At 47.5% G+C, this 23,896-nt stretch carries 23 protein-coding genes; 8 read left to right on the top strand and 15 right to left on the bottom strand.

Annotated elements, in window-relative coordinates; genetic code table 11:
* Positions 1-15: 15 nt before the first annotated feature.
* The 8 genes from KNQ07_RS14505 to KNQ07_RS14470 all read right to left on the bottom strand — a co-directional run bounded on the left by KNQ07_RS14505 (position 16) and on the right by KNQ07_RS14470 (position 9,445).
* A complete protein-coding gene (locus KNQ07_RS14505; protein WP_214767513.1) occupies positions 16-984 on the bottom strand; it encodes a diacylglycerol kinase in 969 nt (322 codons plus the stop codon).
* Positions 985-1,130: 146 nt separating this feature from the next.
* Positions 1,131-2,564, bottom strand: coding sequence for an Asp-tRNA(Asn)/Glu-tRNA(Gln) amidotransferase subunit GatB (gene gatB / locus KNQ07_RS14500; protein ID WP_214767511.1), 1,434 nt, complete (start codon positions 2,562-2,564; stop codon positions 1,131-1,133).
* 13 nt (positions 2,565-2,577) lie between these two features.
* Positions 2,578-4,020: an Asp-tRNA(Asn)/Glu-tRNA(Gln) amidotransferase subunit GatA gene (gene gatA, locus KNQ07_RS14495; protein WP_214767508.1), complete on the bottom strand. Its 1,443-nt coding sequence runs from the start codon at positions 4,018-4,020 to the stop codon at positions 2,578-2,580.
* A gap of 16 nt (positions 4,021-4,036) precedes the next feature.
* Positions 4,037-4,327, bottom strand: coding sequence for an Asp-tRNA(Asn)/Glu-tRNA(Gln) amidotransferase subunit GatC (gene gatC, locus KNQ07_RS14490; RefSeq protein WP_026827487.1), 291 nt, complete (start codon positions 4,325-4,327; stop codon positions 4,037-4,039).
* Between the two features lie 201 nt (positions 4,328-4,528).
* Entirely contained in the window at positions 4,529-5,749 is a 1,221-nt protein-coding gene (locus tag KNQ07_RS14485) for an Nramp family divalent metal transporter (protein ID WP_214767505.1), read from the bottom strand.
* Between the two features lie 150 nt (positions 5,750-5,899).
* On the bottom strand, positions 5,900-7,411 hold the full coding sequence (gene putP, locus KNQ07_RS14480; RefSeq protein WP_285801096.1) for a sodium/proline symporter PutP: 1,512 nt from the start codon (positions 7,409-7,411) through the stop codon (positions 5,900-5,902).
* 74 nt (positions 7,412-7,485) lie between these two features.
* Positions 7,486-9,030, bottom strand: coding sequence for an L-glutamate gamma-semialdehyde dehydrogenase (gene pruA, locus KNQ07_RS14475; protein ID WP_012371379.1), 1,545 nt, complete (start codon positions 9,028-9,030; stop codon positions 7,486-7,488).
* Between the two features lie 127 nt (positions 9,031-9,157).
* On the bottom strand, positions 9,158-9,445 hold the full coding sequence (locus tag KNQ07_RS14470) for a HesB/YadR/YfhF family protein (protein WP_012371380.1): 288 nt from the start codon (positions 9,443-9,445) through the stop codon (positions 9,158-9,160).
* A gap of 128 nt (positions 9,446-9,573) precedes the next feature.
* On the opposite strand from KNQ07_RS14470, the gene KNQ07_RS14465 reads away from it, so the two are divergent.
* The 4 genes from KNQ07_RS14465 (at position 9,574) to KNQ07_RS14450 (ending at position 13,783) form a co-directional block, all read left to right on the top strand.
* Positions 9,574-10,425, top strand: coding sequence for a hypothetical protein (locus tag KNQ07_RS14465; RefSeq protein WP_214767502.1), 852 nt, complete (start codon positions 9,574-9,576; stop codon positions 10,423-10,425).
* Positions 10,426-10,437: 12 nt separating this feature from the next.
* On the top strand, positions 10,438-10,887 hold the full coding sequence (bcp, locus tag KNQ07_RS14460; protein WP_012371382.1) for a thioredoxin-dependent thiol peroxidase: 450 nt from the start codon (positions 10,438-10,440) through the stop codon (positions 10,885-10,887).
* 326 nt (positions 10,888-11,213) lie between these two features.
* Complete coding sequence (locus KNQ07_RS14455; RefSeq protein ID WP_214767499.1) at positions 11,214-12,863, top strand: peptide ABC transporter substrate-binding protein; 1,650 nt, start codon at positions 11,214-11,216, stop codon at positions 12,861-12,863.
* A 269-nt stretch (positions 12,864-13,132) separates the two neighbouring features.
* Entirely contained in the window at positions 13,133-13,783 is a 651-nt protein-coding gene (locus KNQ07_RS14450) for a homing endonuclease associated repeat-containing protein (protein WP_012371384.1), read from the top strand.
* Between the two features lie 426 nt (positions 13,784-14,209).
* On the opposite strand, the gene KNQ07_RS14445 is transcribed toward KNQ07_RS14450, so the two are convergent.
* Positions 14,210-15,907, bottom strand: coding sequence for a GGDEF domain-containing protein (locus tag KNQ07_RS14445; RefSeq protein WP_214767497.1), 1,698 nt, complete (start codon positions 15,905-15,907; stop codon positions 14,210-14,212).
* 128 nt (positions 15,908-16,035) lie between these two features.
* Here KNQ07_RS14445 and KNQ07_RS14440 point away from each other — a divergent pair, with 128 nt between their 5' ends.
* On the top strand, positions 16,036-16,644 hold the full coding sequence (locus KNQ07_RS14440) for a YktB family protein (RefSeq protein ID WP_214767494.1): 609 nt from the start codon (positions 16,036-16,038) through the stop codon (positions 16,642-16,644).
* Between the two features lie 32 nt (positions 16,645-16,676).
* On the opposite strand, the gene KNQ07_RS14435 is transcribed toward KNQ07_RS14440, so the two are convergent.
* From KNQ07_RS14435 to KNQ07_RS14410, 6 genes are all read right to left on the bottom strand, one after another.
* Positions 16,677-17,186: a hypothetical protein gene (locus KNQ07_RS14435; protein WP_012371387.1), complete on the bottom strand. Its 510-nt coding sequence runs from the start codon at positions 17,184-17,186 to the stop codon at positions 16,677-16,679.
* A 134-nt stretch (positions 17,187-17,320) separates the two neighbouring features.
* Complete coding sequence (locus tag KNQ07_RS14430; RefSeq protein WP_214767490.1) at positions 17,321-18,394, bottom strand: ABC transporter substrate-binding protein; 1,074 nt, start codon at positions 18,392-18,394, stop codon at positions 17,321-17,323.
* Positions 18,395-18,397: 3 nt separating this feature from the next.
* Entirely contained in the window at positions 18,398-19,201 is an 804-nt protein-coding gene (locus tag KNQ07_RS14425; RefSeq protein WP_214767487.1) for an ABC transporter permease, read from the bottom strand.
* Positions 19,198-20,004, bottom strand: coding sequence for an ABC transporter permease (locus tag KNQ07_RS14420; RefSeq protein WP_012371390.1), 807 nt, complete (start codon positions 20,002-20,004; stop codon positions 19,198-19,200). Before KNQ07_RS14420 ends, KNQ07_RS14425 begins: the two co-directional genes overlap by 4 nt.
* Positions 20,004-21,101: an ABC transporter ATP-binding protein gene (locus KNQ07_RS14415; protein ID WP_012371391.1), complete on the bottom strand. Its 1,098-nt coding sequence runs from the start codon at positions 21,099-21,101 to the stop codon at positions 20,004-20,006. Before KNQ07_RS14415 ends, KNQ07_RS14420 begins: the two co-directional genes overlap by 1 nt.
* Positions 21,102-21,114: 13 nt before the next feature.
* Positions 21,115-21,660, bottom strand: coding sequence for a helix-turn-helix domain-containing protein (locus KNQ07_RS14410; protein ID WP_214767484.1), 546 nt, complete (start codon positions 21,658-21,660; stop codon positions 21,115-21,117).
* A gap of 186 nt (positions 21,661-21,846) precedes the next feature.
* Between KNQ07_RS14410 and KNQ07_RS14405 the strand changes: the two genes are divergently transcribed.
* Genes KNQ07_RS14405 through KNQ07_RS14395 form a run of 3 tightly spaced genes read left to right on the top strand, consistent with a single transcriptional unit; the run spans position 21,847 to position 23,879 of the window.
* Positions 21,847-22,692, top strand: coding sequence for a DegV family protein (locus tag KNQ07_RS14405; RefSeq protein WP_214767481.1), 846 nt, complete (start codon positions 21,847-21,849; stop codon positions 22,690-22,692).
* A gap of 59 nt (positions 22,693-22,751) precedes the next feature.
* Positions 22,752-23,480 (top strand): TspO/MBR family protein, encoded by a 729-nt coding sequence (locus KNQ07_RS14400; RefSeq protein WP_214767478.1) that lies wholly within the window; start codon positions 22,752-22,754, stop codon positions 23,478-23,480.
* Positions 23,481-23,531: 51 nt separating this feature from the next.
* A complete protein-coding gene (locus tag KNQ07_RS14395; protein ID WP_131972264.1) occupies positions 23,532-23,879 on the top strand; it encodes an iron-sulfur cluster biosynthesis family protein in 348 nt (115 codons plus the stop codon).
* Positions 23,880-23,896 lie beyond the last annotated feature (17 nt).

Raw genomic sequence — 23,896 nt, 5'->3', positions numbered from 1 at the left:
AGAAAATCCCGCGTCTTACGCGAGATTCGTTTCCTGTTCTTGTGCCTGTAGCTGTAAATTGATCGTTTCCATCTCGTCGATCCGGGACTTCGGCGTCATGACGTCGAAATGCGATTGAAGATTCGTCATCTCCCCTTCACAAATTCCGCCAAACTCGCCATCGATGTTCAAGCTCATCTCGGATGTATTTCGCATCCGGACGAATGACGTCGTCACATGTTCAATACATGGATCAGAGAAGTGGTCTCCCTTTAACGCCAACCGCATGACGCGGATTAACTCAACGAGATTACATTTTTTCAAAATGAATAAATCAAAGCGTCCATCATTGAGGGAAGCATTCGGTGAAAGTTTTTCAAAACCGCCTACAGAATTGGTGTTCGAAGTCAAAAACAACATGACTTCGCCTTTAAAAATCCCGCGTTCGTGTTCGAGCTCGACATAGGTCGGACGGATTTGCGGGAGTTTTTCCATCCCTTTGACGTAATACGCCAACTGTCCGAGTGCCGTCTTCAGTTTTGATGGAACTTCATACGAGAGTTCCGTCATGATGCCACCACCTGCGATGTTGATGAAGTAGTGGGTGCCTGTCGTCCCTTCGATCTTTCCGATGTCGACGGGCATCGTGTACCCGGTACAGATGACATCCATCGCCCCTTCAATCGTCAAAGGAATCCGCATCGCCCGGCCAAAGTCATTCGTCGTTCCGACCGGTAAGACACCGAGTTTCGGACGCACCGGATACGATGCCATGCCACTAATCACTTCGTTTAACGTGCCATCTCCACCTGCAGCAACGACAAGGTCAAATTCGGCTTCACAGGCCCGTGCTGCTTCATATGTCGCGTCACCGACCGCTTTCGTCGAATAGACGGAAGTCTCATAACCCGCTGCTTCCAGCCGGTCTAAGATATACGGCAGATTTCGCTTTACCATCTCTTTCCCGGAAGTCGGGTTATAAATCACTCGCGCTCTAGGTCTCATAAGATTTTCTCCTTTTTTACTCAACCGATCCATTTGATACATAACTGTTTTATTTTACATGAAGTACCGGCACATTACAAAGGCAAAAAAAGAAGCCCCGCTTCCTTCTCTTGGTTTAGGAGAGGAGAGCGGCGCTTCAGCAAGACTTATTTTAATTTTTCGAGTTCTTCGTAGAACAGCTGATCGAGCAGTGCCGGATTCGCCATTCCTTTTGTTTTTTTCATGATTTGACCGATGACAAACCCTTTTTTCCGATCGCGGCCGTTGACTAGTTCTTCAACGACTGCCGGGTTGGCTTCGAACATCTCGACGACCAGTCCGCGAAGCAGTCCTTCGTCCGAGATTTGCGCGAGTCCTTGTTCTTCGACGTAAGCGCGTGGTTCGACGCCTTGTTCGATGACTGCCGTAAAGACTTGTTTCGCGATTTTCGATGAAATCGTTCCACCGGCAATCAGTTCGATCATTTCAGCAAGACGAACCGGTGTGAGCTTGATCGTGTCGAACGTTTCCGTCGATTTGTTCAAGTGACCTTGGACTTCCCCAACCGTCCAGTTGGCAGCGGCTTTCGGTTCCGCACCGGCTGCAATCGTCGCTTCGAAATACTCGGCCATCTCACGTGTGACCGTCAATTGTTTCGCGTCATACGCCGACAGACCTAGCGCTTCCTGGTAGCGGACACGACGGGCATCCGGTAATTCCGGAATGCCGGCGCGGATCGCTTCTTTCCAGTCGTGGTCGAGAACCAGCTTGACGAGATCCGGTTCCGGGAAGTAGCGGTAATCGGATGCGCCTTCTTTAACGCGCATCAAGACCGTTTGTTTTTTCGTTTCGTCAAAGCGAAGTGTCTCCTGGCGCATGACGCCGCCGGATAACAACAACTTACGGTGACGGTCTTCTTCAAACTCAAGACCTTTTAGGACGTTTCCGAACGAGTTCAAGTTCTTCAACTCGGTTTTCGTTCCGAACTTCTCTTGACCGTATGGACGGACGGAGATGTTACAGTCGCAACGTAACGAACCTTCTTCCATCTTGACGTCCGAGACACCGGCATATTGGAGGACTTCCTTGAGTCGTTCGAGGTAAGCGACCGCTTCTTTCGGTGAGCGCATGTCCGCTTCACTGACGATCTCGATCAACGGGGCACCGGTCCGGTTGAAGTCGACGACCGAATGATTGGCACCGGTGTGGTTCATCTTCCCGGCATCTTCTTCGAGGTGGACACGTTCAATCCGGAAACGTTTTGTTTCGCCGTCGACCTCCGCATCGATGTAGCCGTCAAAACCGATCGGCTGATCAAACTGTGAAATTTGATAGGCTTTCGGTGTATCCGGATAAAAATAGTTTTTCCGGTCGAATTTCGTTTGATCAGCGACATGACAGTTTAACGCCATGGCAGCACGAACCGCGAGTTCAACCGCTTTTTCGTTGATTTTCGGCAGGACGCCGGGATGTCCGAGACAGATCGGGCACGTCTTCGTGTTCGTTTCTGCGCCGTATTCCCGGGCACAGCCGCAAAACATCTTCGTATTTGTATTTAATTCGGCATGGACCTCAATACCGATGACCGTTTCAAAGTTCATAAGGCATTCTCCTTTATAACTTCGGAAGCGCGAATCCGCCGGTCGCAAGCTCAAATGCATGCGCCGCACGATAAATCGTCGCCTCGTCAAAGTGTTTTCCGATGATTTGCAGACCGACCGGTAATCCGTCGACAAGACCGGCTGGAACCGAAATTGCCGGAACACCTGCCAGGTTAATTGGAATCGTCAAGATATCGTTGGCATACATCGTGACCGGATCGTCGTTTTGGGCACCGAGTTCGAACGCAGGTGTCGGAGCAGTTGGTCCGATAATGACGTCGTAGTTGGCAAGGACCTGGTCGAAGTCCTGTTTGATCAGCGTCCGCGCTTGTTGTGCTTTTTTATAATAGGCATCGTAATAACCTGAGCTGAGGGCATATGTGCCGAGCATGATCCGCCGTTTAACTTCGTCACCAAAGCCTTGTGCGCGGGAATACTTGAAGACATCTTCGAGCGCATCGGCTTCGGCGCGGACACCATAACGGATTCCGTCGAAACGGGCCAAGTTCGATGAGGCTTCTGAAGAAGCAAGCAGGTAATACGTCGCGAGCGCATATTTCGAGTTCGGAAGTGAGACTTCGTCGACCGTCGCACCAAGCGATTCAAGTTTCTTGATGGCAGCACGGATATTTTCCTTAACGCCTTCACTGATTCCTTCGCCGAAGTACTCTTTCGGGACGGCAATCTTGAGACCTTTGATATCACCTGTCAATGCTTGCGTGTAATCGGTCGGGTTGACGTTCGCTGACGTCGAATCCATTTCACAGTGTCCGGCAATCGCACTCAATAAATACGCATTGTCTTCGACTGTCCGTGTCAAGGGACCGATTTGGTCAAGTGACGACGCAAAAGCGACGAGACCGTAACGCGAGACGAGACCGTAAGTCGGTTTCAATCCGACAACACCACAGTAAGCGGCCGGTTGACGGATCGAACCACCCGTATCCGAACCGAGGCTGAACAAGACTTCTCCAGCCGCGACAGCAGCTGCTGAGCCGCCTGACGAGCCACCCGGGACGTGTTTCGTGTTCCACGGGTTACGGACCGGCTTGTAGGCCGAGTTTTCATTTGATGAACCCATCGCGAACTCATCCATGTTCAGTTTCCCGATTGTGACGGCTCCTGCTTCATGCAGACGCTCGACGACTGTCGCATCGTGTGCCGGGACGAAGTTTTCGAGGAACTTCGAACCGCACGTCGTCGTCATCCCTTTCGTGACGATATTGTCTTTCACACCAATCGGTAAACCGAATAACGGGTTTGCTTCGTGTTTCGCAATCTCGTCCATCCGTTTTGCCTGTTCGAAAGCATCTTCGTTTAATGATAAAAATGCGCCGATGTTTCCGTCGACACGGTCAATGCGGTCAAAGGATTCCTGGACAAGTTCGGATACTTTGACTTCTCCGTCTTTGACGAGTGTGTGTAAGTTCTTTACACCATGTTCAAAAAGTGACATATCGGTGGTCTCCTCCTTATTCGAATACTGCCGGGACACGGACTTGTCCGTCTTCCCAATCAGGTGAGAGTCGTTCTACTTCCGTGCGCGGTAGCGACGGGCGGACTTCGTCTTTACGCAAGACGTTTTTGAGATCGAGGACGTGTGTCGTCGGTTCGACGCCTGTCGTATCAAGCTCATTTAATTGTTCAGCGAACCCGAGAATCTTCTCAAGTTGAACGGTAAATTGTTGGACTTCTTCATCTGTTACGGCGAGACGTGCTAAATGCGCCACATGGCGGACTTGTTCTTCATTAATCTTTGCCATCTGATTCCACCTCCGGAACTTTTTCAATATATTTTACACTATTTTTAATCATAGCACTTTTTGTCCAGACAAAAAAGACGATGGTGCATCGGGGGGAGGTCCGCACCATCGTCCTTATAGGGGTAGCAAAGCTTCCGGGCAGAAAGCTTCTAGTAATGAATTACCCGTGCTGTCGGTAAGCAAAACAAAAAATCTGATTATTCAAAATAAAAGATCACCCAGCAAATAGACATTGAAGACGATGACGATACTGACGATCGTCCAGGAAATCCCTTTCGTTAACGGCTGATTTTTATATTTGCCCATGATCCGTTCACTGGATGTGGCACGGATCAACGGGATTAACGCAAACGGAATTCCGAACGATAAGGCGACTTGACTCCAAATCAACGCCCGGGTCGGGTCAAAGCCGGATAACAATAAGAGGATCGCCGGTAACATCGTCACACTGCGCCGGAGGAAAATCGGAATCTCCATCTTCAGGAATCCGCGCATGATGGAATCCCCGGACATCGTCCCGACACTCGACGAGGCAAGTCCGGAAATCAGTAACGCTCCGCCAAACAGATAAGGTGCCGCGCCGCCGAGCGACGTCCCGAGTCCGTGAAAAATACTTTCCAGTGTCTCTGCCTGTTGGCTCGTTCCGAAGAAGACCGTCGCGGCAATGACAAGCATTGCGCCGTTGACTGCCCCCGCAATCAGCATCGCAGCCCAAATATCCATCTTTTGAATCCGTAACAACCCTTTTTTATCCGCGATTGTTCCCATCCGGCGTTTCGTTAAATCGGAATGGAGATAAATCGCATGCGGCATGACCGTTGCCCCGAGCATCCCTGCTGCAAGGACAATGCTCGACGTTCCGGAAAATCCGGGAATCAATCCGCCGGCGACATCGCGCAGGACCGGTTTAACTTCAATGACCTGAATCGCAAACGCCAGAGCGATGACGAGGACTAACGCTCCGATGACAGCTTCAAAATGACGTAACCCTTTCCGTTCAAATCCAAGGATGACGAACGAAGCAACCGCTGTCAGCAAGGCGGCGATTTTCAAATCGATGCCGAACAGCAGGTTAAAACCGAGTGCCGCCCCGACGAACTCCGCTAAATCCGTTGCCATCGCGACGAGTTCGGCCTGCGCCCAATAAAGAATTCGCATGACCGGCGACAGTTCATCCCGAATGACTTCCGCAAGGCTCGTATTGCTGACCAGCCCCAGTTTGGCCGATAGTGTCTGAATCATCACGGCCATCAGGTTGGCGGCAACAATTACCCACAACAGTAAAAATCCGTACTGGGCTCCTGCCGTCATGTTCGTCGCAAAATTCCCCGGATCGAGGTAAGCGACGGCGGCGACAAAAGCCGGTCCGATATAGTGTCTTTTTTTCAAACGCTCCACTGGAACGATCGGTTGACTTACCACTTTGCCTCACCTCTCTTTAGTTGTTAGTATACGCTTTTTTTGCGTATAGGCAACATATATGCTTTATGTAAAGATATGTTCACCAAGTTAGTTTCTTCTATAGAAAAGAATGTCCGGCGCACAAGGCACCGGACATTCTCTCTGCTAACATCAAACTACTTTCCGTTGTTGCTCCGCTCCTTTAAGTTGAGCTTGTACTTCATCGAATTCATCATACATCGCTTGACTTGGTGCCTTCGTCAAGAGACTGCCGACAACAAGTGCGACGGTAGACGCGATGAATGCAGGAATCATTTCATACATCTCCGAGATGTAGAACGGAAGATCTTTGACGTACATCTTCACTAAAATCCAGGCGATGACGACGACCGATCCCGTAATCATCGAAGCAAGGGCACCATGTTTGTTCATCCGGCGCCATAATAGGCTGAACAGGACGACCGGTCCAAAGGCGGCACCGAATCCGGCCCACGCATATCCGACCAACGTCAGAATGGATTTTTGCGCGCCAAATGATAAGGCGATCGCAAGGAGTGCAACGACGAGAACCATGATCCGCCCCATAACCATCAACTCTTTATCTGATGCATTCCGTTTCAGGAAACGCTGATAAAAATCATTGGTTGCAGCACTCGACGAGACGAGCAATTGCGTCGAGATCGTCGACATGATGGCCGCGAGCAAGGCTGCGAGTAATAGCCCTGTGATGAAACCCGGGAACAAGTCACGCGACAATTGAATGAAGACGTTCTCCGGATTCTCGAGTGTTCCGCCTTGTTGTGTGAAGTAGGCATATCCGAATAATCCCGTTATCATGGCCCCGACGATCGAAAACGTCATCCAGATCATCCCGACCCGGCGCGCCGCTTTCATTTCATGCAGGTTTCGAATCGCCATAAAACGGACGATGATGTGCGGCTGACCAAAGTAACCAAGTCCCCATGCCAGCAGGGAAACGATCCCGATCACGGTCGTCCCTTTAAAGAGTTCGAGTTTCGAACCGTCCGTCGAACGAATCGTCTCAAGCGTTTCATTGATTCCGCCGCTGAGCGTCAGCGTGACAGCCGGAACGATCAGCAAGGCGATGACCATGATCATGCCCTGCACGACGTCCGTCCAACTGACGGCAAGGAATCCGCCGAGGAAGACATACGCAATGACGACAGCCGCCAAAATCCATAAGCCGGTTGTATATTCGAGTCCGAAGACGGATTCAAACAGACGACCACCGGCAACAAAACCACTTGAAGCGTACATTATAAAGAATATTAAGATAACTCCAGCTGAAACTGTACGCAGGACACCACTTTTATCGTGGAACCGCTTTTCAAAGTAGTCGGGAATCGTGATGGCATCCCCGGCATGCGCTGTATACGCACGTAAACGTGGTGCGACGAGCAGCCAGTTGGCATAGGCACCGAGCAATAACCCGATGACGATCCAACCACTGGACAGACCAGTTGCAAACATGGCACCCGGTAATCCCATCAACAGCCACCCACTCATATCACTGGCTCCTGCTGAGAGCGCTGTGACGACAGGTCCGATTGTTCGTCCTCCCAGCATATAATCGTTCATGTTTTTTGTCCGATAATACGCGACGACACCTAGTGTGACCATCAAACCCAGATACAACAAAATCGCGAACCACATTCCGTTCATCTCGTGCTCCCCCTTTTCTAAAAAAAAAAACGGATATGCAGGTTGCATACCCGTTTCATCTATTAAACATCATTTTAGAACATTTCAGAAGTAGTTTTTGCTTGAAGATGTAAAGTCAAGTAATCCGGTCCGCCTGCTTTTGAATCCGTCCCTGACATGTTGAATCCGCCAAACGGTTGGTACCCAACGATTGCACCTGTGCAACCGCGGTTGAAGTACAAGTTACCGACATGGAAGTTCGCACGTGCGTATTCCTGATTCGTACGATCTTGAGTGATGACGGCACCTGTCAAACCATACTCCGTGTTGTTGGCAATGTCGATTGCTTCTTTGAAGTCTTTTGCTTTTGTGAACGCAACGACCGGTCCGAAGATTTCTTCCTGCATCAGACGGTCTGTCGGTTGGACATCAGCGACGATTGTTGGTGCGACGAAGTATCCTGTCGAATCATCCGCTGTACCACCTGCTGCAATCCGGCCTTCTTGTTTCGCGACATCGAAGTACGATGTGATTTTCTTGAACGCTGCTGCATCGATGACAGGTCCGACGTTGTTCGTCACGTCGACCGGGTTACCGATACTGAGTTTGTTTGTGTTTTCGACGACTTTCGCAAGCAACTCGTCATAAACCGAATCGAGTGCGACGACACGTGAACAAGCTGAACATTTTTGTCCCGAGAAACCGAATGCCGCTTTTGTGATCATATCTGCCGCATAGTCGAGATCAGCCGACTCGTCGATGACCATCGTGTCTTTTCCGCCCATTTCCGCGATGACGCGTTTAAGCCAGATTTGACCGTCGTTCAATTTTGAAGCACGTTCGTTGATGCGGAGTCCGACATCACGCGAACCTGTGAAGCTGATGAAACGTGTTTTCGGGTGATCGACGAGATAGTCGCCGACTTCCGCCCCAGGTCCCGGAATGAAGTTCAAGACGCCGGCCGGAAGACCTGCCTGTTCCATGACTTCAACGAATTTAGCAGCGACAACCGGTGTCGTCGATGCTGGTTTCAAGAGGATCGGGTTACCTGCCACGATCGCAGCAACCGCTGTTCCTGCCATGATGGCCAGTGGGAAGTTCCATGGTGAGATGATGACACCGACACCGAGTGGAATGTAGTCGTACCGGTTGTATTCGCCCGGACGGCTCTCGACTTTTTTGCCTTCTTTTAAGACAAGCATTTGACGCGCATAGTATTCGAGGAAGTCGATCGCTTCCGCTGTATCCGCATCTGCTTCGTTCCATGGTTTACCTGCTTCTTTGACGAGGTAAGCCGAGAATTCATGTTTGCGTTTCCGGATGATGTTTGCGGCTTTGAATAAGACGTCCGCACGAACACTCGGATTGACGAATTTCCACGTTTCAAATGCTTTGACAGCTGCCTGCATGGCATCTTCAGCGTGTGCTTGTGTCGCTTTCGAAACGCGTCCGACGATTTCTTCTTTGTTTGCCGGATTGACAGAAACGATTTTGTCCTCTGTCGTCACACGTTCTCCCCCGATGACGAGCGGATAATCTTTTCCAAGCTCTTTCGATACAAGTTCAAGCGCCTCTTCGAACGCTTTCTTGTTTGCTTCCTGTGAGAAGTCCGTGAATGGTTCGTGTTTGTACGGAATCATCTCTATTCCCCCTTTTATACTTGCTTTTAATCGCTTACATTCTCCATTGTACAGAAGCATGTCGCCGCTTACAATTATTCTAGACAAAAAAATGAAGAAGACCGTTTCGGCCCTCTTCATCCGCTGTTCATTGCTTAGCTTGTGAAAAGACAATCTCTTCATTTTGGACGGATACTTCGACATCCTGTCCCTGGAACAGCCAGTCATCCTGATCGGAGACGACGAAATGAATCCCGTCGACGGTTTCTTCAACCGCTGCCCGGTCAACGGTCTCCATGTGGACTCCGACTGAGAACCCTTGCGTTAAATCGGTAGAGCCGCCGTACTTGGCGAAAAAGCGGATCGTATCGCCTTCCTTTGCTTCCATCTCTTCTTTGAAATATTGTAGTGCTTCGTCTGTTACGTGAATTTTCATGGTGAACCCACTCTCCTTTATGCTAGTGTACCTATTCCCTACTCAAAAAAGCGAATTTCCTGTATGGTGAAGACATAATGAAAGATGTTGTTCATAAAAGATGTTGTTCATATAGGAGGAACTGAAATATGAAACGATTATTGACGGTACTCGTATCAACGGGAATCATCCTCGCCGGATGCGGAAACGATTCCGCTCCGTCTACTGATACTGAATCCCCGAAGTCGACGGAAACGAAACAAACGAAACAAACGAAACAGGCAAGTCAAGACGTTCTTGATGTCTACAAGACGTATCAACAAACTGTTGGTCAGTCCGGTACAGCTGATGCTGAAGCACTTGCCGCGATTGAGTATACGGGGGATCAAAAGTTGTTGCGGGCCGCGACACTCGGCGCCAAGAATTTAAAGATCAAACCGGGTAAAGTCGTCAAAAGTTTTCAGGAAGGTAACGTCGCCTACATCATTCACGAATTCAACGATGAAGACGGATTGCCTTTACCGAACCGCGCTTCAAAACTGTTTTTAAAACAGGACGGCGAATGGAAAGTCGTCATCGTGCCGACGAAGTTTGATCCCGAAGTCTTTACGACCCTCGCCTCGCTGTTTGAATCCTTTAATGCCGATGAATACGGCGTCAATGCGAAAGCGGCGGAAGCCGTCGGGAATACGAAAGAAGATAAGCAGGATGAAGTCTTTACCCGGGTCAATGCCCAGACGGACTACATGGCGCTTGAAATGAACAGCAACATCCTGATGATTTACGGTCCGGCTCTCGGTAACAAGGGAAATCCGGAGACGCTTGTCAATTACTATGAGGATTACGCCGACTGGTACCGGGAGGAACAATCCTTGTTACTGAAGACGGCAAAAGCCGGCACCGACTTTGAAAAGTATTTGATTGCGCTCGATCCGTTAAAGGAAAGTCTGCAAAAGAAACTCGAAAAATACGCTGACCAGTTGAATATGGAACTGGGTTGAGGAGGACCATTCATGAATACAGTCGATTTTACATTGCCGAATGCGCAGGGAGAGATGATTTCACTAAGTGATTTCCGCGGAAAAAAAGTCATCGTCTACTTTTATCCGAAAGATTCGACACCTGGGTGTACGACGGAGGCGTGTGACTTCCGTGATGCTTCGGAAGCCTTTGCCGCAAAGAACACGGTCATTCTCGGCATTTCGGCAGACAGTCAAAAACGTCACCAGAATTTTATTTCAAAATACGAACTTCCATTCGAATTATTGTCTGATGTCGACCATACCGTCTGTGAGCAATACGGTGTCTGGCAGTTGAAAAAGAATTACGGAAAGGAATATTATGGAATCGTTCGTTCTACTTTTTTAATCAATGAATCTGGTGAATTGATTCAGGAATGGCGTTCCGTGAAAGTCAAAGATCACGTCACAGAAGCACTTTCCTTCCTCGAACAACTGAACTGACCGGATTAAAACACGCCATTTGATGTGCGTGTTTTAATTTTGGAATCATTTTTACCTCCCAATATTATCCTTCCGAAAAATTATTTTTACAAAAAAACCGTTGATATTACACGAAATTTTAATAAATTTGAAATAATCTGAAAATAAACTATTGATTTTTCTGAATATTGTATTTATTATTGGTAACAAGTTGATCCGGTGCTTTCCTTCAACAAAATAAAAGGCGATGACCCCTCTTGTTTTTTTAATAGGACACCGGATCGCTATTCTAATCGGTACTCATTTTTCAATCATATATATTCATTCTTGGGAGGGAACTTATTATTATGAAAACGAAAAAAACACTTGCACTTGTTGGTGCTTTAGCCATCGCCGGATCAAGCCTCGCTGCTTGTACATCGACAGATGATTCAAAAGATACTTCAGGTTCGACTGATACGAAAAAGGCGTCGGACAAACAGGTTCTTAACCTGACAAGCGGTTCAGACATCCCGGCACTCAGCCCGACCGTTGCGACAGACTCAGTTTCATTCACAGTCTTAAACAACGTCCAGGAAGGTCTCTTCCGTCTCGACGAAAAACAAGAGCCGACACCTGGTGTTGCGGAAAGTGTAGACGTCTCTGAAGATGGTCTTACATACACATTTAAATTACGTGATTCTAAATGGTCGGACGGCAGTGACGTCACGGCAAAAGACTTCGAATATGCGTGGAAACGTGTTCTTGATCCGAAAAGCGGATCGCAATATGCGTACATCATGTATATCATCGATGGCGCTGAAGCGTACAACACAGGAAAAGGAAAACCGGCTGACGTTGGTGTTAAAGCGGTTGACGACAAGACACTCGAAGTCAAACTGACACAACCGGCTGAATACTTCAAAGCATTGACTGGCTTCGGTTCATTCATGCCACTCAAACAGGAATTTGTTGAAGAAAAAGGCAAAGACTTCGCGACGAACCCGGAGAACTTCCTTTACAACGGACCGTTCCAACTGACGGACTGGAAAACAGAAGTCGGCTGGAGCTACAAGAAAAACGATCAGTATTGGGATGCAGATACGGTCAAACTCGAAGAAGTCAACTATAAAGTCGTTAAAGAAGTATCAACAGCCGTCAACCTGTACGAAAAAGGTGATATCGATACAGTTGGTCTGACAAGTGAGTTCGTTGATCAGTACAAAGATAGCGAAGACTTCGATACACGTCTTGACGCGTCGATGTACTACATCCAAATGAACTTCAAAAACGAATTGCTCAAAAACAAAGACATCCGTAAAGCAATCGACTCTGGTTACGATAAAGAGCAGATGGCGAAAGTCCTCTTAAACAACGGATCGATCCCTGCTTACTACTATGTACCCAAAGAATTCGCTAAAGGTCCGGACGGAAAAGACTTCCGTGACGGCAACGAAGGTTTCGGATCATTCGATGCTTCATCGGCTAAAGCTTCGTTCGAAAAAGGTCTGAAGGATATCGGTAAGAAATCCGTCAAGCTTGAGCTTCTTTCATACGATGACGACAACTCGAAGAAAATCTCCGAATACCTCAAAGGCGAGTGGGAGAAAAACCTTCCAGGTCTTGAAGTTACAATCAAACAGCAACCGTTCAAAAACAAATTGGACCTCGAGTCTAAAGGTCAGTTCGAACTTTCATTCGCAGGATGGGGCCCTGACTACCAGGATCCAATGACATTCCTCGACATGTGGATGACAGATGGACCGTACAACCGCGGTAAGTACACAAGCGACAAGTACGATTCACTCATCAAGTCGGCGATGAAAGAAACAGATGCAGCAAAACGTTGGCAGTCACTGAAAGATGCGGAGAAAGTCTTACTTGAAGACGATCAAGCGATCTCAGTTATGTACCAACGCGGTGCTTCCCTCTTACGTAAACCGTACGTTAAAGGAATCGTCAACCATAAAGTCGGTGCGGATACTTCGTTCAAATGGACGTATATCGAAGGAAAATAAGTATGACCTAAGACCAGTCTCGCTCCATGCGGGTCTGGTCTTTTTTTCCATATGAGACAAATGTACTGTTTTTATACGGTTCATTAAAAATTGGTAACATTCTGTTTTCATTTGGATTACTTCCATTTATACTTAGCAGAAGAATGATTTTCACTTTATTTACAATATTTCACGGTAATTATTCATAATTAATGGAAAAGTGCCGATATATTCTATACAGAGGACTTTTGCCTCAACTATTACGATTTACTAGGAAGGAGGACTCACCCTTGAAACAACGTGTACTTACGAGTCAGCAGACATGGACGGAAGAACAACTTGAAATGATTCAAGCCATCCAGGCCTTAGGCGAACTCATCCAGGATCGTCCCCGCCGGACGATTTATCGTCGTTATGCCATCGAACATGGTTGGCCGCAACCGGAAACCATCATTCGTCAGTTCGGATCTTGGCCGGAAGCTTTATCTGCAGCCGGTTATGAATGGCATATCGATCAACAGCCGGAAGAACTCGAACGGGCTCCGAAATATACGAAAGATGAAATCCTGAAGTCGTTTCACCGGTACGCCCAGGATGTCGGATCGACCATCACCTTAAAGAAATATCAAATCTGGCGTAAATCGGTTCATCATGCTCCGAGTCATTATCATATCGTGAAGATGTTCGGATCTTGGCATGATGCCTGTACGGCCGCCGGATTAGAAGCAAGCGTCACCTATTCAAAAGCTGAGCTTGCCGCATCATTGCGCCAAGCGATTGAAGAAGTCGGTTTCTCGCTCTCATTCGAAGCCTATCGTGAATGGGCGAAACGAAACAACAAACCGTCGACGAAAGCTCTACTGCACCGGTATGGTTCTTGGTCTGCGGCCATCCATGCGATTGAAAGCGAAATCCGTACGAGCAACCAGCAAGCCCAATAATCCTGCTTTTATTTTTCCTTCAAATACATTCATAATCACTGAGCCTCCTTCTCTTGCAGAACGGGGCTTTTTTGTCTCATTTAACGCCCTCAGAGAGCTTCCTGTTCTTACCTCTTACTACGGGTACTTAAGAGCTCTCCACACGATCTACACACGTTATCAGAACGTTAAAAGGGGCTGACTCAAAAAAGAAACACTCATTCTTTCACGCCCTTTCCTCAGGCGAGACACAAGCCAGTTTTCCTGCCTGAATCAGGCAGAAACCCGGGTCTTGTTTGTCTCTGACAGCGCAAAATCGCGCTTTTCCCTGTAGGAGTTGCGTGAAAAGAGTGTTTCTTTTTTTACGCGAAAAGGGTGGCAGATTCCAATTCTGCCACCCTTCTCTTTGTAGAATCCGACTTTTGAGTCAGCCCCTTTATCTTAAGCTTAGATGACACGTTCTTTCCACTCTTGGTATGATGCGACACGGTCGCGTCCTTGGAACTTCGCACCGATATACATTGCCCGGTCGGCATTGCGGATCAGACTCGCTAAATCACCCAGCTCGTTTAACGTATCGACACCGATACTTGCCGTAATCCTTAACGAATCTCCTTCAACCTGAATCGGATTGGCATGTAACGTCTCGCGAATCCGTTCGGCAACGATTTGAGCCGATTCCAGATCCGTATTCGGTAACAAGACAACAAATTCCTCGCCGCCGTAACGGGCCACAAGATCCGTGATTCGTGTCGCCTGCATTAACAGCTTGGCGACTTCAAACAGAACGATATCCCCGACTTCATGCCCATATGTATCGTTGATCTGTTTAAAATGGTCCAAATCGATCATCAAGGCTGAGAATGGATATAGATCACGTTGCCGAATCCGGCGATCGCCCCACTCCTGCAACGCCCGGTAGTTCGGTAATTTCGTCATCGCGTCCGTCCGGCTGTCCGTCAACAGACGTTCCCGCTCCTGTGCCCGTTCAACTGCCCAGGAGAGGACACGTAACGCGCGGTACAATTCATAACCAAAGTCTTTTGTGAACTCGCCGCTCGCTTCAGATGCTAAAAATAAAGAGCAATTGATTTTTTCGGTCGCTTCCGGCTGAATAAACAGAATCGATTGCGTTTCTTCCGGGACACAATCATACAGGCGGATATCCCATTCCTGTTGCATACCGTACAGCAACACTTCTTCTTTTTCGTCAATGATATCTTCAATGATGATGCCGTGGACATGATCCGCTTTTAATTTCCGACCGTCCTTTAACGAATAATAAATCGACTCCCCTTGACCGAAATCAAACTTAATCCAGGCGATATCCGGACGAACGAAATGGTTCAATTGGCGTAAATACCGTTCGATGATGAACTGGGCATCGCCGTCTTTCCAGGCTGCTTCCTTCAATCGTTCAATCTGCTCCCAGTGCTCGATCCGGTCACTGGCATGGACGGAACTGCCAAGCGACCGTTTGATGATGAACAGCGCAAAAGCTGTCATGACAAGACCGCTGTTGCCGTTGTTTTGAACCATCAACGTACTGAAAATTCCAAACAGCAATTCGGCGGCAATGACAACTGCCTCAAACCGAAGCAACGGTAGCATGACACTGTTCGGGATGTTTTCACCAAGTAAAAAGTTCGACAATTTATACTGAAACAGTAAGACGATCCATAAAATCAAGACCATGACGAGCAACGGTCCGACGTTTTCAATCAATAAAAAATCTTTTCCGTGCGTCCCGCCGAGCGCATTGTAAGCCAGTCCGGCAGGCAAAATCAATAACAGCTCGAGCGTGACATTAAACGGGTAATTATGTAGCATACGCCGGCGGCCGATTGCGGTATGGAACGTCCGCAATTGGTAAATCAACATCGTCAATTGTCCAACACAGATGGCAGACAGGAGTCCATACGTTAAAAACGTAAACAGGACGAATCCGAAATGGAACGTAAAGCTCATATGTCTTCTGCGCACCGGATCAATAACAAAGATGGTGGAGAGTGCAACAACAAGCGTAAACGTAAAAAAGTCGATGCTCAGGTTGTAATCTCTTGATTTCGCCAGTAAATCGATTCCGATGACGACAAGAAAAAATACAATCCAGCTTCGAAGGAGATATTGTTGAAAGCGACGCATGTTGACTTCCCCTTCCTAACACATTTTGTGTATATATGAAAAAAACAATCTGATTATCACTCATTTGAGCATTGAGGTCTATTCTTCACGCTTTGATTTGTTACACTAGCAATAGAGGTGATAAATCAGTGACTACACAATTTACAAAAGAAGCATTTGATACATTTGAGATTGAAGGACTGGAACAACGGATGCACGCGATTCGTGAACGGATTCAACCCGTTTTCAAACAAATCGGACAGGAAGTCTCACCCGATTTAACGGTCAACCTGGCAGAAGATATGTATGTGCATATTGCACAGCATGCCCGCCGGAAAGTAAATCCCCCGAAGGACACATGGATGGCTTTTTCCCCAAACAAACGCGGCTACAAAAAGCATCCGCATTTCCAAGTCGGCTTATTTGATGATCATCTGTTCATCTGGCTCGCTTACATTTACGAACTTCCGAATAAATCACAGTACGCGACAAAACTCCTGAATCATCAGGAACTATTGCACGCTCTTCCGTCTGATTTCGTTGTTTCTTACGATCATATGAAGAAAGAGGCACAACAGATTGACGAGACCGGTCTGGAACAAGGACTTGTACGATTCCGTGATGTCAAGAAAGCGGAATTTTTGGTCGGCCGTCATGTCTCTGCCGAAGAAGTCAGTGCGATGTCGCACGAAGATCTAATAAAATTGATTCGAAATACCTATGAACAACTCGTGCCAATCTATAAAAAAATTCAATAAAAAGGATGGCCCAAAAGGTCATCCTTTGTTCGTTAGTTATATTTTACTAGAATTGACATGACTTGTGTACGTTCAGAATTTAAATTTAGATAAATGTTGACCTCTTTTGTTGAAACGGTCATCAGGTTGAATGTTTTGTCGAGTTTTGCCGTTGAGTACGCTTTTTTGACTTCTTTGACGGTAATTGTCCGGCCGATCACTTTTGGATTGTAGACGATGGCTGAGACTTTCGCTTTGCGGTCAGGCACACCGAATGTCGAGCAGTAGTGAACTGCTTTGTTCGGAGCGACCAATCCTTTACCGCTTTGGCACCACGTCGAGTTTTTTTCCCCTTTGTACGCGCTATGTACCTGGGCTAACGTCGTTTTTTCCAATGTCACTTTTCCATCGACGGATTTGGCTTTTGACGCTGTCGTTTTAACTTGTTTCAACCAATCGATATCCGTCGGCTTCGCAGCTTCGGCAGACTGGTTATATGAAGGACCTGAGACGAGGCTCATGGTAAGTGCGGCAGTTAAGATAAGACCAAAAATTTGTTTCATGATGTGCTCCCCCTTGAAATGCTTTGATAAATATCTCATTCCCCCATTTTCGAAATAATATTCACTTTACATACATTTCTTTAAAAAATATTTTTAAAAAAGTTGTTACCCGGATCGGGCAACAACTTTTCCTGTTATTTCTTATGCATTTTGAACTCTAAAAATAGTTCATTATAATGAGCGAGCATTTCTTTCCCTAAGTTTTCATATACTTCAAGTGTATCCGTGACCTCTTTATCGGGATAAAAACGTTTGTCTTCCCGTACGTCCCGATCGAGCAATTTCAACGCTTCTTTGTTTGGCGTCGAGTATCCGACATAGTCCGCATTTTTAGCGGCATTTTTCGGGTCCAGCATGAAATTGATGAATTCATGGGCACCTTTGACGTTTTTAGCCGTTTTCGGAATGACGACGTTATCGAACCAGACATTTGATCCTTCCTTTGGAATCACATAGTTCAAATTCTCATTTTCACTCATGATCTCATTGGCATCACCGGACCAGACGACACCGATTCCTGCTTCTTCATTGGCAAGCAAAAGCTTAATTTCATCCCCGACGATCGCTTTGACGTTTGGTGTCAAATCCATCAAGTTGGCTTTGGCTTCCTGCAGTTTCGTTTCATCGGTCTCGTTCAAGGAATAGCCAAGACTGTTCAGACTCATCCCCATCACTTCACGTGCTCCGTCTGCGAGAAGGATTTGATTTTTCAATGCCGGATCCCAGAGATCTTTCCAGCTGGTCGGTTTTTTTCCGTCAATCAGTTTTTGATTGTAGACGATCCCGACCGTTCCCCAAAAATAAGGAATCGAATACTTGTTGCCTGGATCAAACGATAAATCGAGGAACCGTGGATCGATGTTCTTCAGATTGGGAATCTTTTGTTGATCGATCGGCAACACTAAATCCTCTTCGATCATCTTTGCGATCGCATAATCGGACGGCACAGCGATATCGTACGTCGTTCCGCCTTGTTCGATTTTCGTCAGCATCGCTTCGTTTGAATCAAACGTCTGATAGACGACTTTAATACCGGATTCCTTTTCGAACTGATCAATCAGTTCCGGATCGATATAATCGCCCCAGTTATAGATGTTCAGGACATTTTTGCCCGAATAACCTTGCGTCGCGTTCAACCGGTTCAACGCAAACAGGATGATACCGGAAATCAAGAAAATCGCGACAAACAATTGAATGAGTTTTTTCATCGATTATTTCACCTCCGGTCGGGACAACTTCATCGCAGAACGTTGGTTCAGGAAGTAATAGCCGATGACGAGTAAGAATGTAAACAGGAAAATCACGGTCGACAAGGCGTTGATTTTCATCGAAATCCCCTGCCGCGCAAGCGAATAGATTTCAACGGACAATGTCGTGAATCCATTTCCGGTAACGAAAAATGTCACCGCAAAATCATCGAGTGAATACGTCAATGCCGTAAAGAAGCCGGCAAAGATACCTGGTGTAATGTACGGCAGGATGACTTTCGTCAGAACATCAAGCCGGCTCGCTCCTAAATCACGCGCTGCATCAACGAGTGTCGGACTCATTTCCTGCAGTTTCGGCAGGACCAGAATGACGACAATCGGGACGGAGAACGCGATGTGTGACAACAGGACCGACGTAAAGCCGAGCTGAATGCCGAGCATCGTAAAGAAGATCAGGAACGACGCCCCGATGATGACATCGGGACTGACAATCAAGATGCTGTTGAGCGTCAACAGCGACGTTTCGATCCGTTTCTTGCGGACCGCCTGGATCCCGATTGCTCCAAGAACACCGATGATCGTCGAAATCGATGCGGACAGAAGCGCAATGACTAGCGTGTTTAAGACGATGATCAAAAGTCGGGAATCCTGGAACACTTCCTTGTACCAATCCCACGTGAAGGAATCAAAGTTCGTCATGTTGTCGGCACTGTTAAACGAGTAGAAGGCCAGATAAAGAATCGGGGCGTACAAGATGATGAAAACACCGATCAGGTACAGATTCGCTAATTTTAATCGTTTCATCATGTCGTCGCTCCTTTCTTCCGTTTCGTACTCGTTAATGCCAGAATGATTGCCATCGCAATAATCAGGAAGACGGCAATCGTCGCGCCCATTCCCCAGTTTTGCGTGACAAGAAACTGTTGTTCAATCGCTGTTCCGAGCGTGATGACCCGGTTCCCGGCAATCAGACGTGTAATCATGAATAACGACAGCGCCGGAATGAAGACGAGCTGACAGCCCGATTTCACTCCGTCAAGCGTCAATGGAAAGACGACACGACGGAATGTCATGAAATTCGAAGCCCCGAGATCGCGGGCCGCAAACACAAGTGACGGATTCAATTTTTCAATCGCGTTAAAGATCGGCAGGATCATGAACGGAATGAAGATGTAGACGGAAACGAACACAAAACTGAAGTCCGTGAACAAGATCTGTTTCCGGCCGATTCCGATCGCTTCCAACGTTTGGTTCGCCCATCCGTAAGTGCTGAACAGACCGATGAATGCATAGGCTTTTAAGAGCAGGTTGATCCAGGTCGGCAAGATGATCAACAGCAGCCACAATTGTTTATGCTTTGTTTTCGTCAGCAGATAGGCGGTCGGATAACCAATTGCCAGTGAAAACAGTGTGATCAAAAAGGCATACCAAAACGAGCTGAGCGTCATCGTCAGATACGTCGAGGTGAAGAACTTCTGGTAGTTGACGAGTGAGAAATGTCCTTCGAGATCGAGAAACGAATAATAGACGACGAGGACGATCGGCGCAATGACGAACAACGCAATCCAGAAACTATACGGAATCAGGTACCAGTTACGTGTCTTCTGCATCACAGCACCCCATCGTAGGACTCAAGCCGTTTGTCGAATTCCTCTTCCGTCTCATTCAGACGCATGACGTGAATCGCTTCCGGATCAAACGTCAAGCCGATCTGTTCCCCAACCGTCGCTTTTTTCGTACTGTGGACGAGCCATTCGTTTCCGACTTCATCCATGCAGGCAATCTCATAGTGAACACCGCGGAACAGCTGGGAATCGACGGTCACGCGCAACTTCCCTTGGGCGACGCTGGTGATTTCCAAGTCTTCCGGACGGATGACGATTTCGACCGGTTCATTTAATTCGAGACCGCGGTCGACACATTCAAATTCTTTTTCTGCGAACGAGACCCGGTAATCCATCAACATCCGTCCCGGGATGATATTCGATTCCCCGATGAAATCAGCGACGAAACGGTTGATCGGTTCGTCATAAATATCCGTTGGTGTACCCGACTGCTGAATCAGACCGTGATTGAGGACAAAGATTTCGTCCGACATCGCCAGTGCCTCTTCCTGATCGTGCGTGACGAAAATGAACGTGATGCCGAGGCGACGCTGTAAATCACGCAGCTCATACTGCATTTCCGTCCGCAGTTTCAGATCGAGTGCCGATAACGGTTCATCCAGTAAGATGACTTCCGGTTCGTTGACGATCGCCCGGGCGATAGCGACACGCTGGCGCTGTCCGCCTGACATCTCCGTGATTTCGCGGTTTTCGTATCCGGATAAGTTGACGAACTTTAACGCATCGAGCACACGTGTCTTGATTTCCGCGTCTTTCATCTTTTTGATCCGCAATCCGAACGCGATGTTCTCAAAGACGTTGAGGTGCGGGAACAACGCATAATCCTGAAAGACCGTGTTGACCTGCCGTTTGTTGGCGGGAACATCGTTGATCCGTTTTCCATTGAACAGAATATCGCCTTCCGTCGCTTCAGTGAACCCGGCAATCAGCCGTAAAACCGTCGTTTTCCCGCAACCGGATGGTCCGAGCAGCGTATAAAATTTTCCACGTTCAATTTCAAAACTGACGCGTTCAAGAACCGTCTGATCGTCAAAACGTTTTGTCACGTCTGTAAATTGAATGATCGTATTGTTGTCTGCCAAATCTTATTCCTCCTTATAAGTACGAATCCGTAGCCGTCACGAGTACTTTCGTTTCCGCCTTTGAATCATTTCGTAACTGATGAATTTCTGAAGCTTTATAATAGAGTGTCTCGCCTCGCGTCGCCACAAATGATTCCCGGCCAAGCTTCAACGTGACCGCCCCTTCAAGTACATAGACGAACGTTTCCGATCCGGACGGTTCGTATGCTTTAAAGTGCCCGCCCGGTGCCAATCGCAGTAAAACCGGCTCCATTTCCTTTTCGTTCGATTCCGGAATCAGCCATGTCACATGATACCCTTGTTCCGGATCCTCATAACGCGTGACATCTTTTTGCGAATAAACGACCTTTTGGTTTAATGTATCCTCATCAAAGAAATCCTTCGCCGAGATGCCGAGTACTTCCAGGAGACTGAACAGCGTCTCAATCGACGGTGAACTGATTTCCCGTTCGATTTGCGAAATGTATCCTTTACTTAAGTCCGTTCGTTCGCCAAGCTCCTCTTGCGTCAAGCCTTTTTGAAGACGCAGATTTTTGATTTTGTTTCCGATCGTCCGCAATCCACGCCCTCCTTTCTAAATAACAGTTTAGTATAAGACGACTTCAAGTTTACTAATCACGTACCGATTATAGCGTATTGTGTCAGTTAATCAACTAAAATATTTCAAATTTTTAAAGGTTCATTTGACAGCGATAACGCTTACAACTACAATTAATACCAGGTACTAAAACAAGGAGGAGACAGCATGAAGATTGCATGGATTACAGACAGTACGACGATTTTACCCGATTCGATTTCTCAGCACGAAAACTTAATCGTCGTCCCTCTTCTCGTCATGAAAGACGGTGAAAGTTTTACGGACGGTGTCGATGTCCAGGCCGAGACCGTCTATCAATGGATCGATGCGAAACATAAGGTCACGACCAGCCAACCGTCGATCGGTACGTTCACGGAACACTATGAACGGTTAAAAGAGCAGTATGATATCGGCTTTGCGATCCATCTTTCAAGCGAGCTGAGCGGGACGTATAACGCTTCTGTTCAAGGGGCTGAAATTGCCGGATTCCGGTTGATTGCCATCGATTCCCGTTGTGGCATCTATCCGGCGGGCCAATTGCTTGCGGAAGCGATGCAACTCGCAGCAGATGGAATGGCAGTCACAGAGATCGAGCAGTATATTTTAGAGCGCCGCTTCGATCATCATATCGAGTTCACGGTCGCGAACCTCGATCAGCTGCAGGCAGGCGGACGCATTTCCTCGACGAAGGCGTTTGTCGGTAACTTACTTCAATTGCGGCCTCTGTTTCATTTCGAAGAAGGGAAAATCGTACCGTATCAGACGGTTCGAACGTTCAAGAAAGCGCATGGGAAGATTTATGACCATCTCGTTGAAATGCTTGAGAGCGGAACGGTCACTGATGTTTCGTTATTCCATGCAACTGCCTACGATTTGGCGCTCGAGTGGAAAACGAATCTCGAAAAGCGGTTTGATGTCACGGTTCGCATCGATAACTTAACGCCTGTCCTCGGCTCACATACCGGTAACCCGGCCATCGGCATGTCGTTCTTAAATCCGACGAGCCGACGCTGATGTCTAAAGAGTCAAATATCCGGGTAAACCTCCTTTAGAGATTAAAGGAGGTTTTTGTATTGAAAAACAAATGGATTTGGCTCAACTGGCTTGGTTTTATTTTTACGATTGCCGTCAATGCGCTTGACGGTGGAAAGACAGGACGTATTTCGGACACGATCATGACCTATTTCAAACCCGCAGGTTATGCTTTCTCGATTTGGGGACTTATCTATCTTGTCTTGCTCGTCTGGTTGATCATGCAGACGATTCCGAAATTCAAGGAACATGATATCGCCAAAAAAATTGGACCGTGGTTCCTGATCAGTTGTCTGTTCAATGCCGGTTGGATTGTTACGTTCTCATACAAGTTATTCCCGCTGTCGGTCGTCGTCATCGTCGGTCTTCTCGTTTCACTGATTGTGATCTACTCAAAAATCGACCGCGAGACAAAAGCCTTACGCTTTAAATTGCCGTTCTCGCTTTACCTCGGCTGGGTATCCGTTGCGACCATCGCCAATATCTTCTTGACGATCGATACCGAAAACATCAACTCATGGCTCGGAATCGGAGATGCCGGCTGGACGATGATCATGCTTGGTGTTGGTGTAATCCTGGCCTTGTTGTTCATGTTCTTTAACCGCGATCCGATTTACCCGCTCGTCTTCGTCTGGGCTTACATTGCAATTAACTTCCAGTCAGATAACGGGCTTGTTGACACAGTCGTTCTCGGAAGCGTCGTCGTCCTGCTTGCCGGGTATGTCTTCCTGCTCGTCCGGATGCGCCGGCAAATGCGCGTGAGCAACTAACGTTATTTTCTGCCCGGTTCGGCGTATAATGAAGTCAAAGGAGTGAATGTCATGCATATCACATTTACAGAAACGGCTCTGGCACGCATCGACCAGTTACGCGGGGATACTCCCGGTCAACTGCATCTTTATTATGATACGGAAGGATGCGGTTGCGGGAACTCCGGCATCTTCAGCATCCGGCTCGTCGAAGGGGCGGCGGACGAAGATATGACGATTGATTCAAACGTCGGACCGGTCCTCGTTAAACGGTGGTCGAGCCATTTTCTCGATCAGGAAATGACGCTTGATTATAATCCCGAGAAAAAATCATTGATCCTAAAAAGTGATGGTCAATACTTTAATACGAACGTCCTCGTTACCGATCAGACCGGCTGCCAGTTGACAGCCAACCGGTAAGACGATAAAAAAAGGCA

Origin of the sequence: Exiguobacterium sp. s145 (genome assembly GCF_018618835.1) — a bacterium.
GTDB lineage: Bacteria > Bacillota > Bacilli > Exiguobacteriales > Exiguobacteriaceae > Exiguobacterium_A > Exiguobacterium_A artemiae.
The sequence above is the reverse complement of the archived record's forward strand: the minus strand, read 5'-3'. Positions and strand labels throughout refer to the sequence as shown.

Excerpts from the sequence above, each read along its gene's own strand:
- gatB (WP_214767511.1), bottom strand. The coding sequence starts at position 2,564 with ATGAACTTTGAAACGGTCATCGGTATTGAGGTCCATGCCGAATTAAAT.
- pruA (WP_012371379.1), bottom strand. The coding sequence starts at position 9,030 with ATGATTCCGTACAAACACGAACCATTCACGGACTTCTCACAGGAAGCA.
- KNQ07_RS14455 (WP_214767499.1), top strand. The coding sequence starts at position 11,214 with ATGAAAACGAAAAAAACACTTGCACTTGTTGGTGCTTTAGCCATCGCC.
- KNQ07_RS14395 (WP_131972264.1), top strand. The coding sequence starts at position 23,532 with ATGCATATCACATTTACAGAAACGGCTCTGGCACGCATCGACCAGTTA.
- KNQ07_RS14435 (WP_012371387.1), bottom strand. The coding sequence starts at position 17,186 with ATGAAACAAATTTTTGGTCTTATCTTAACTGCCGCACTTACCATGAGC.
- KNQ07_RS14405 (WP_214767481.1), top strand. The coding sequence starts at position 21,847 with ATGAAGATTGCATGGATTACAGACAGTACGACGATTTTACCCGATTCG.
- bcp (WP_012371382.1), top strand. The coding sequence starts at position 10,438 with ATGAATACAGTCGATTTTACATTGCCGAATGCGCAGGGAGAGATGATT.
- putP (WP_285801096.1), bottom strand. The coding sequence starts at position 7,411 with ATGAACGGAATGTGGTTCGCGATTTTGTTGTATCTGGGTTTGATGGTC.
- KNQ07_RS14420 (WP_012371390.1), bottom strand. The coding sequence starts at position 20,004 with ATGCAGAAGACACGTAACTGGTACCTGATTCCGTATAGTTTCTGGATT.
- KNQ07_RS14445 (WP_214767497.1), bottom strand. The coding sequence starts at position 15,907 with ATGCGTCGCTTTCAACAATATCTCCTTCGAAGCTGGATTGTATTTTTT.
- KNQ07_RS14430 (WP_214767490.1), bottom strand. The coding sequence starts at position 18,394 with ATGAAAAAACTCATTCAATTGTTTGTCGCGATTTTCTTGATTTCCGGT.
- KNQ07_RS14425 (WP_214767487.1), bottom strand. The coding sequence starts at position 19,201 with ATGATGAAACGATTAAAATTAGCGAATCTGTACCTGATCGGTGTTTTC.
- KNQ07_RS14505 (WP_214767513.1), bottom strand. The coding sequence starts at position 984 with ATGAGACCTAGAGCGCGAGTGATTTATAACCCGACTTCCGGGAAAGAG.
- KNQ07_RS14465 (WP_214767502.1), top strand. The coding sequence starts at position 9,574 with ATGAAACGATTATTGACGGTACTCGTATCAACGGGAATCATCCTCGCC.
- gatA (WP_214767508.1), bottom strand. The coding sequence starts at position 4,020 with ATGTCACTTTTTGAACATGGTGTAAAGAACTTACACACACTCGTCAAA.
- gatC (WP_026827487.1), bottom strand. The coding sequence starts at position 4,327 with ATGGCAAAGATTAATGAAGAACAAGTCCGCCATGTGGCGCATTTAGCA.
- KNQ07_RS14470 (WP_012371380.1), bottom strand. The coding sequence starts at position 9,445 with ATGAAAATTCACGTAACAGACGAAGCACTACAATATTTCAAAGAAGAG.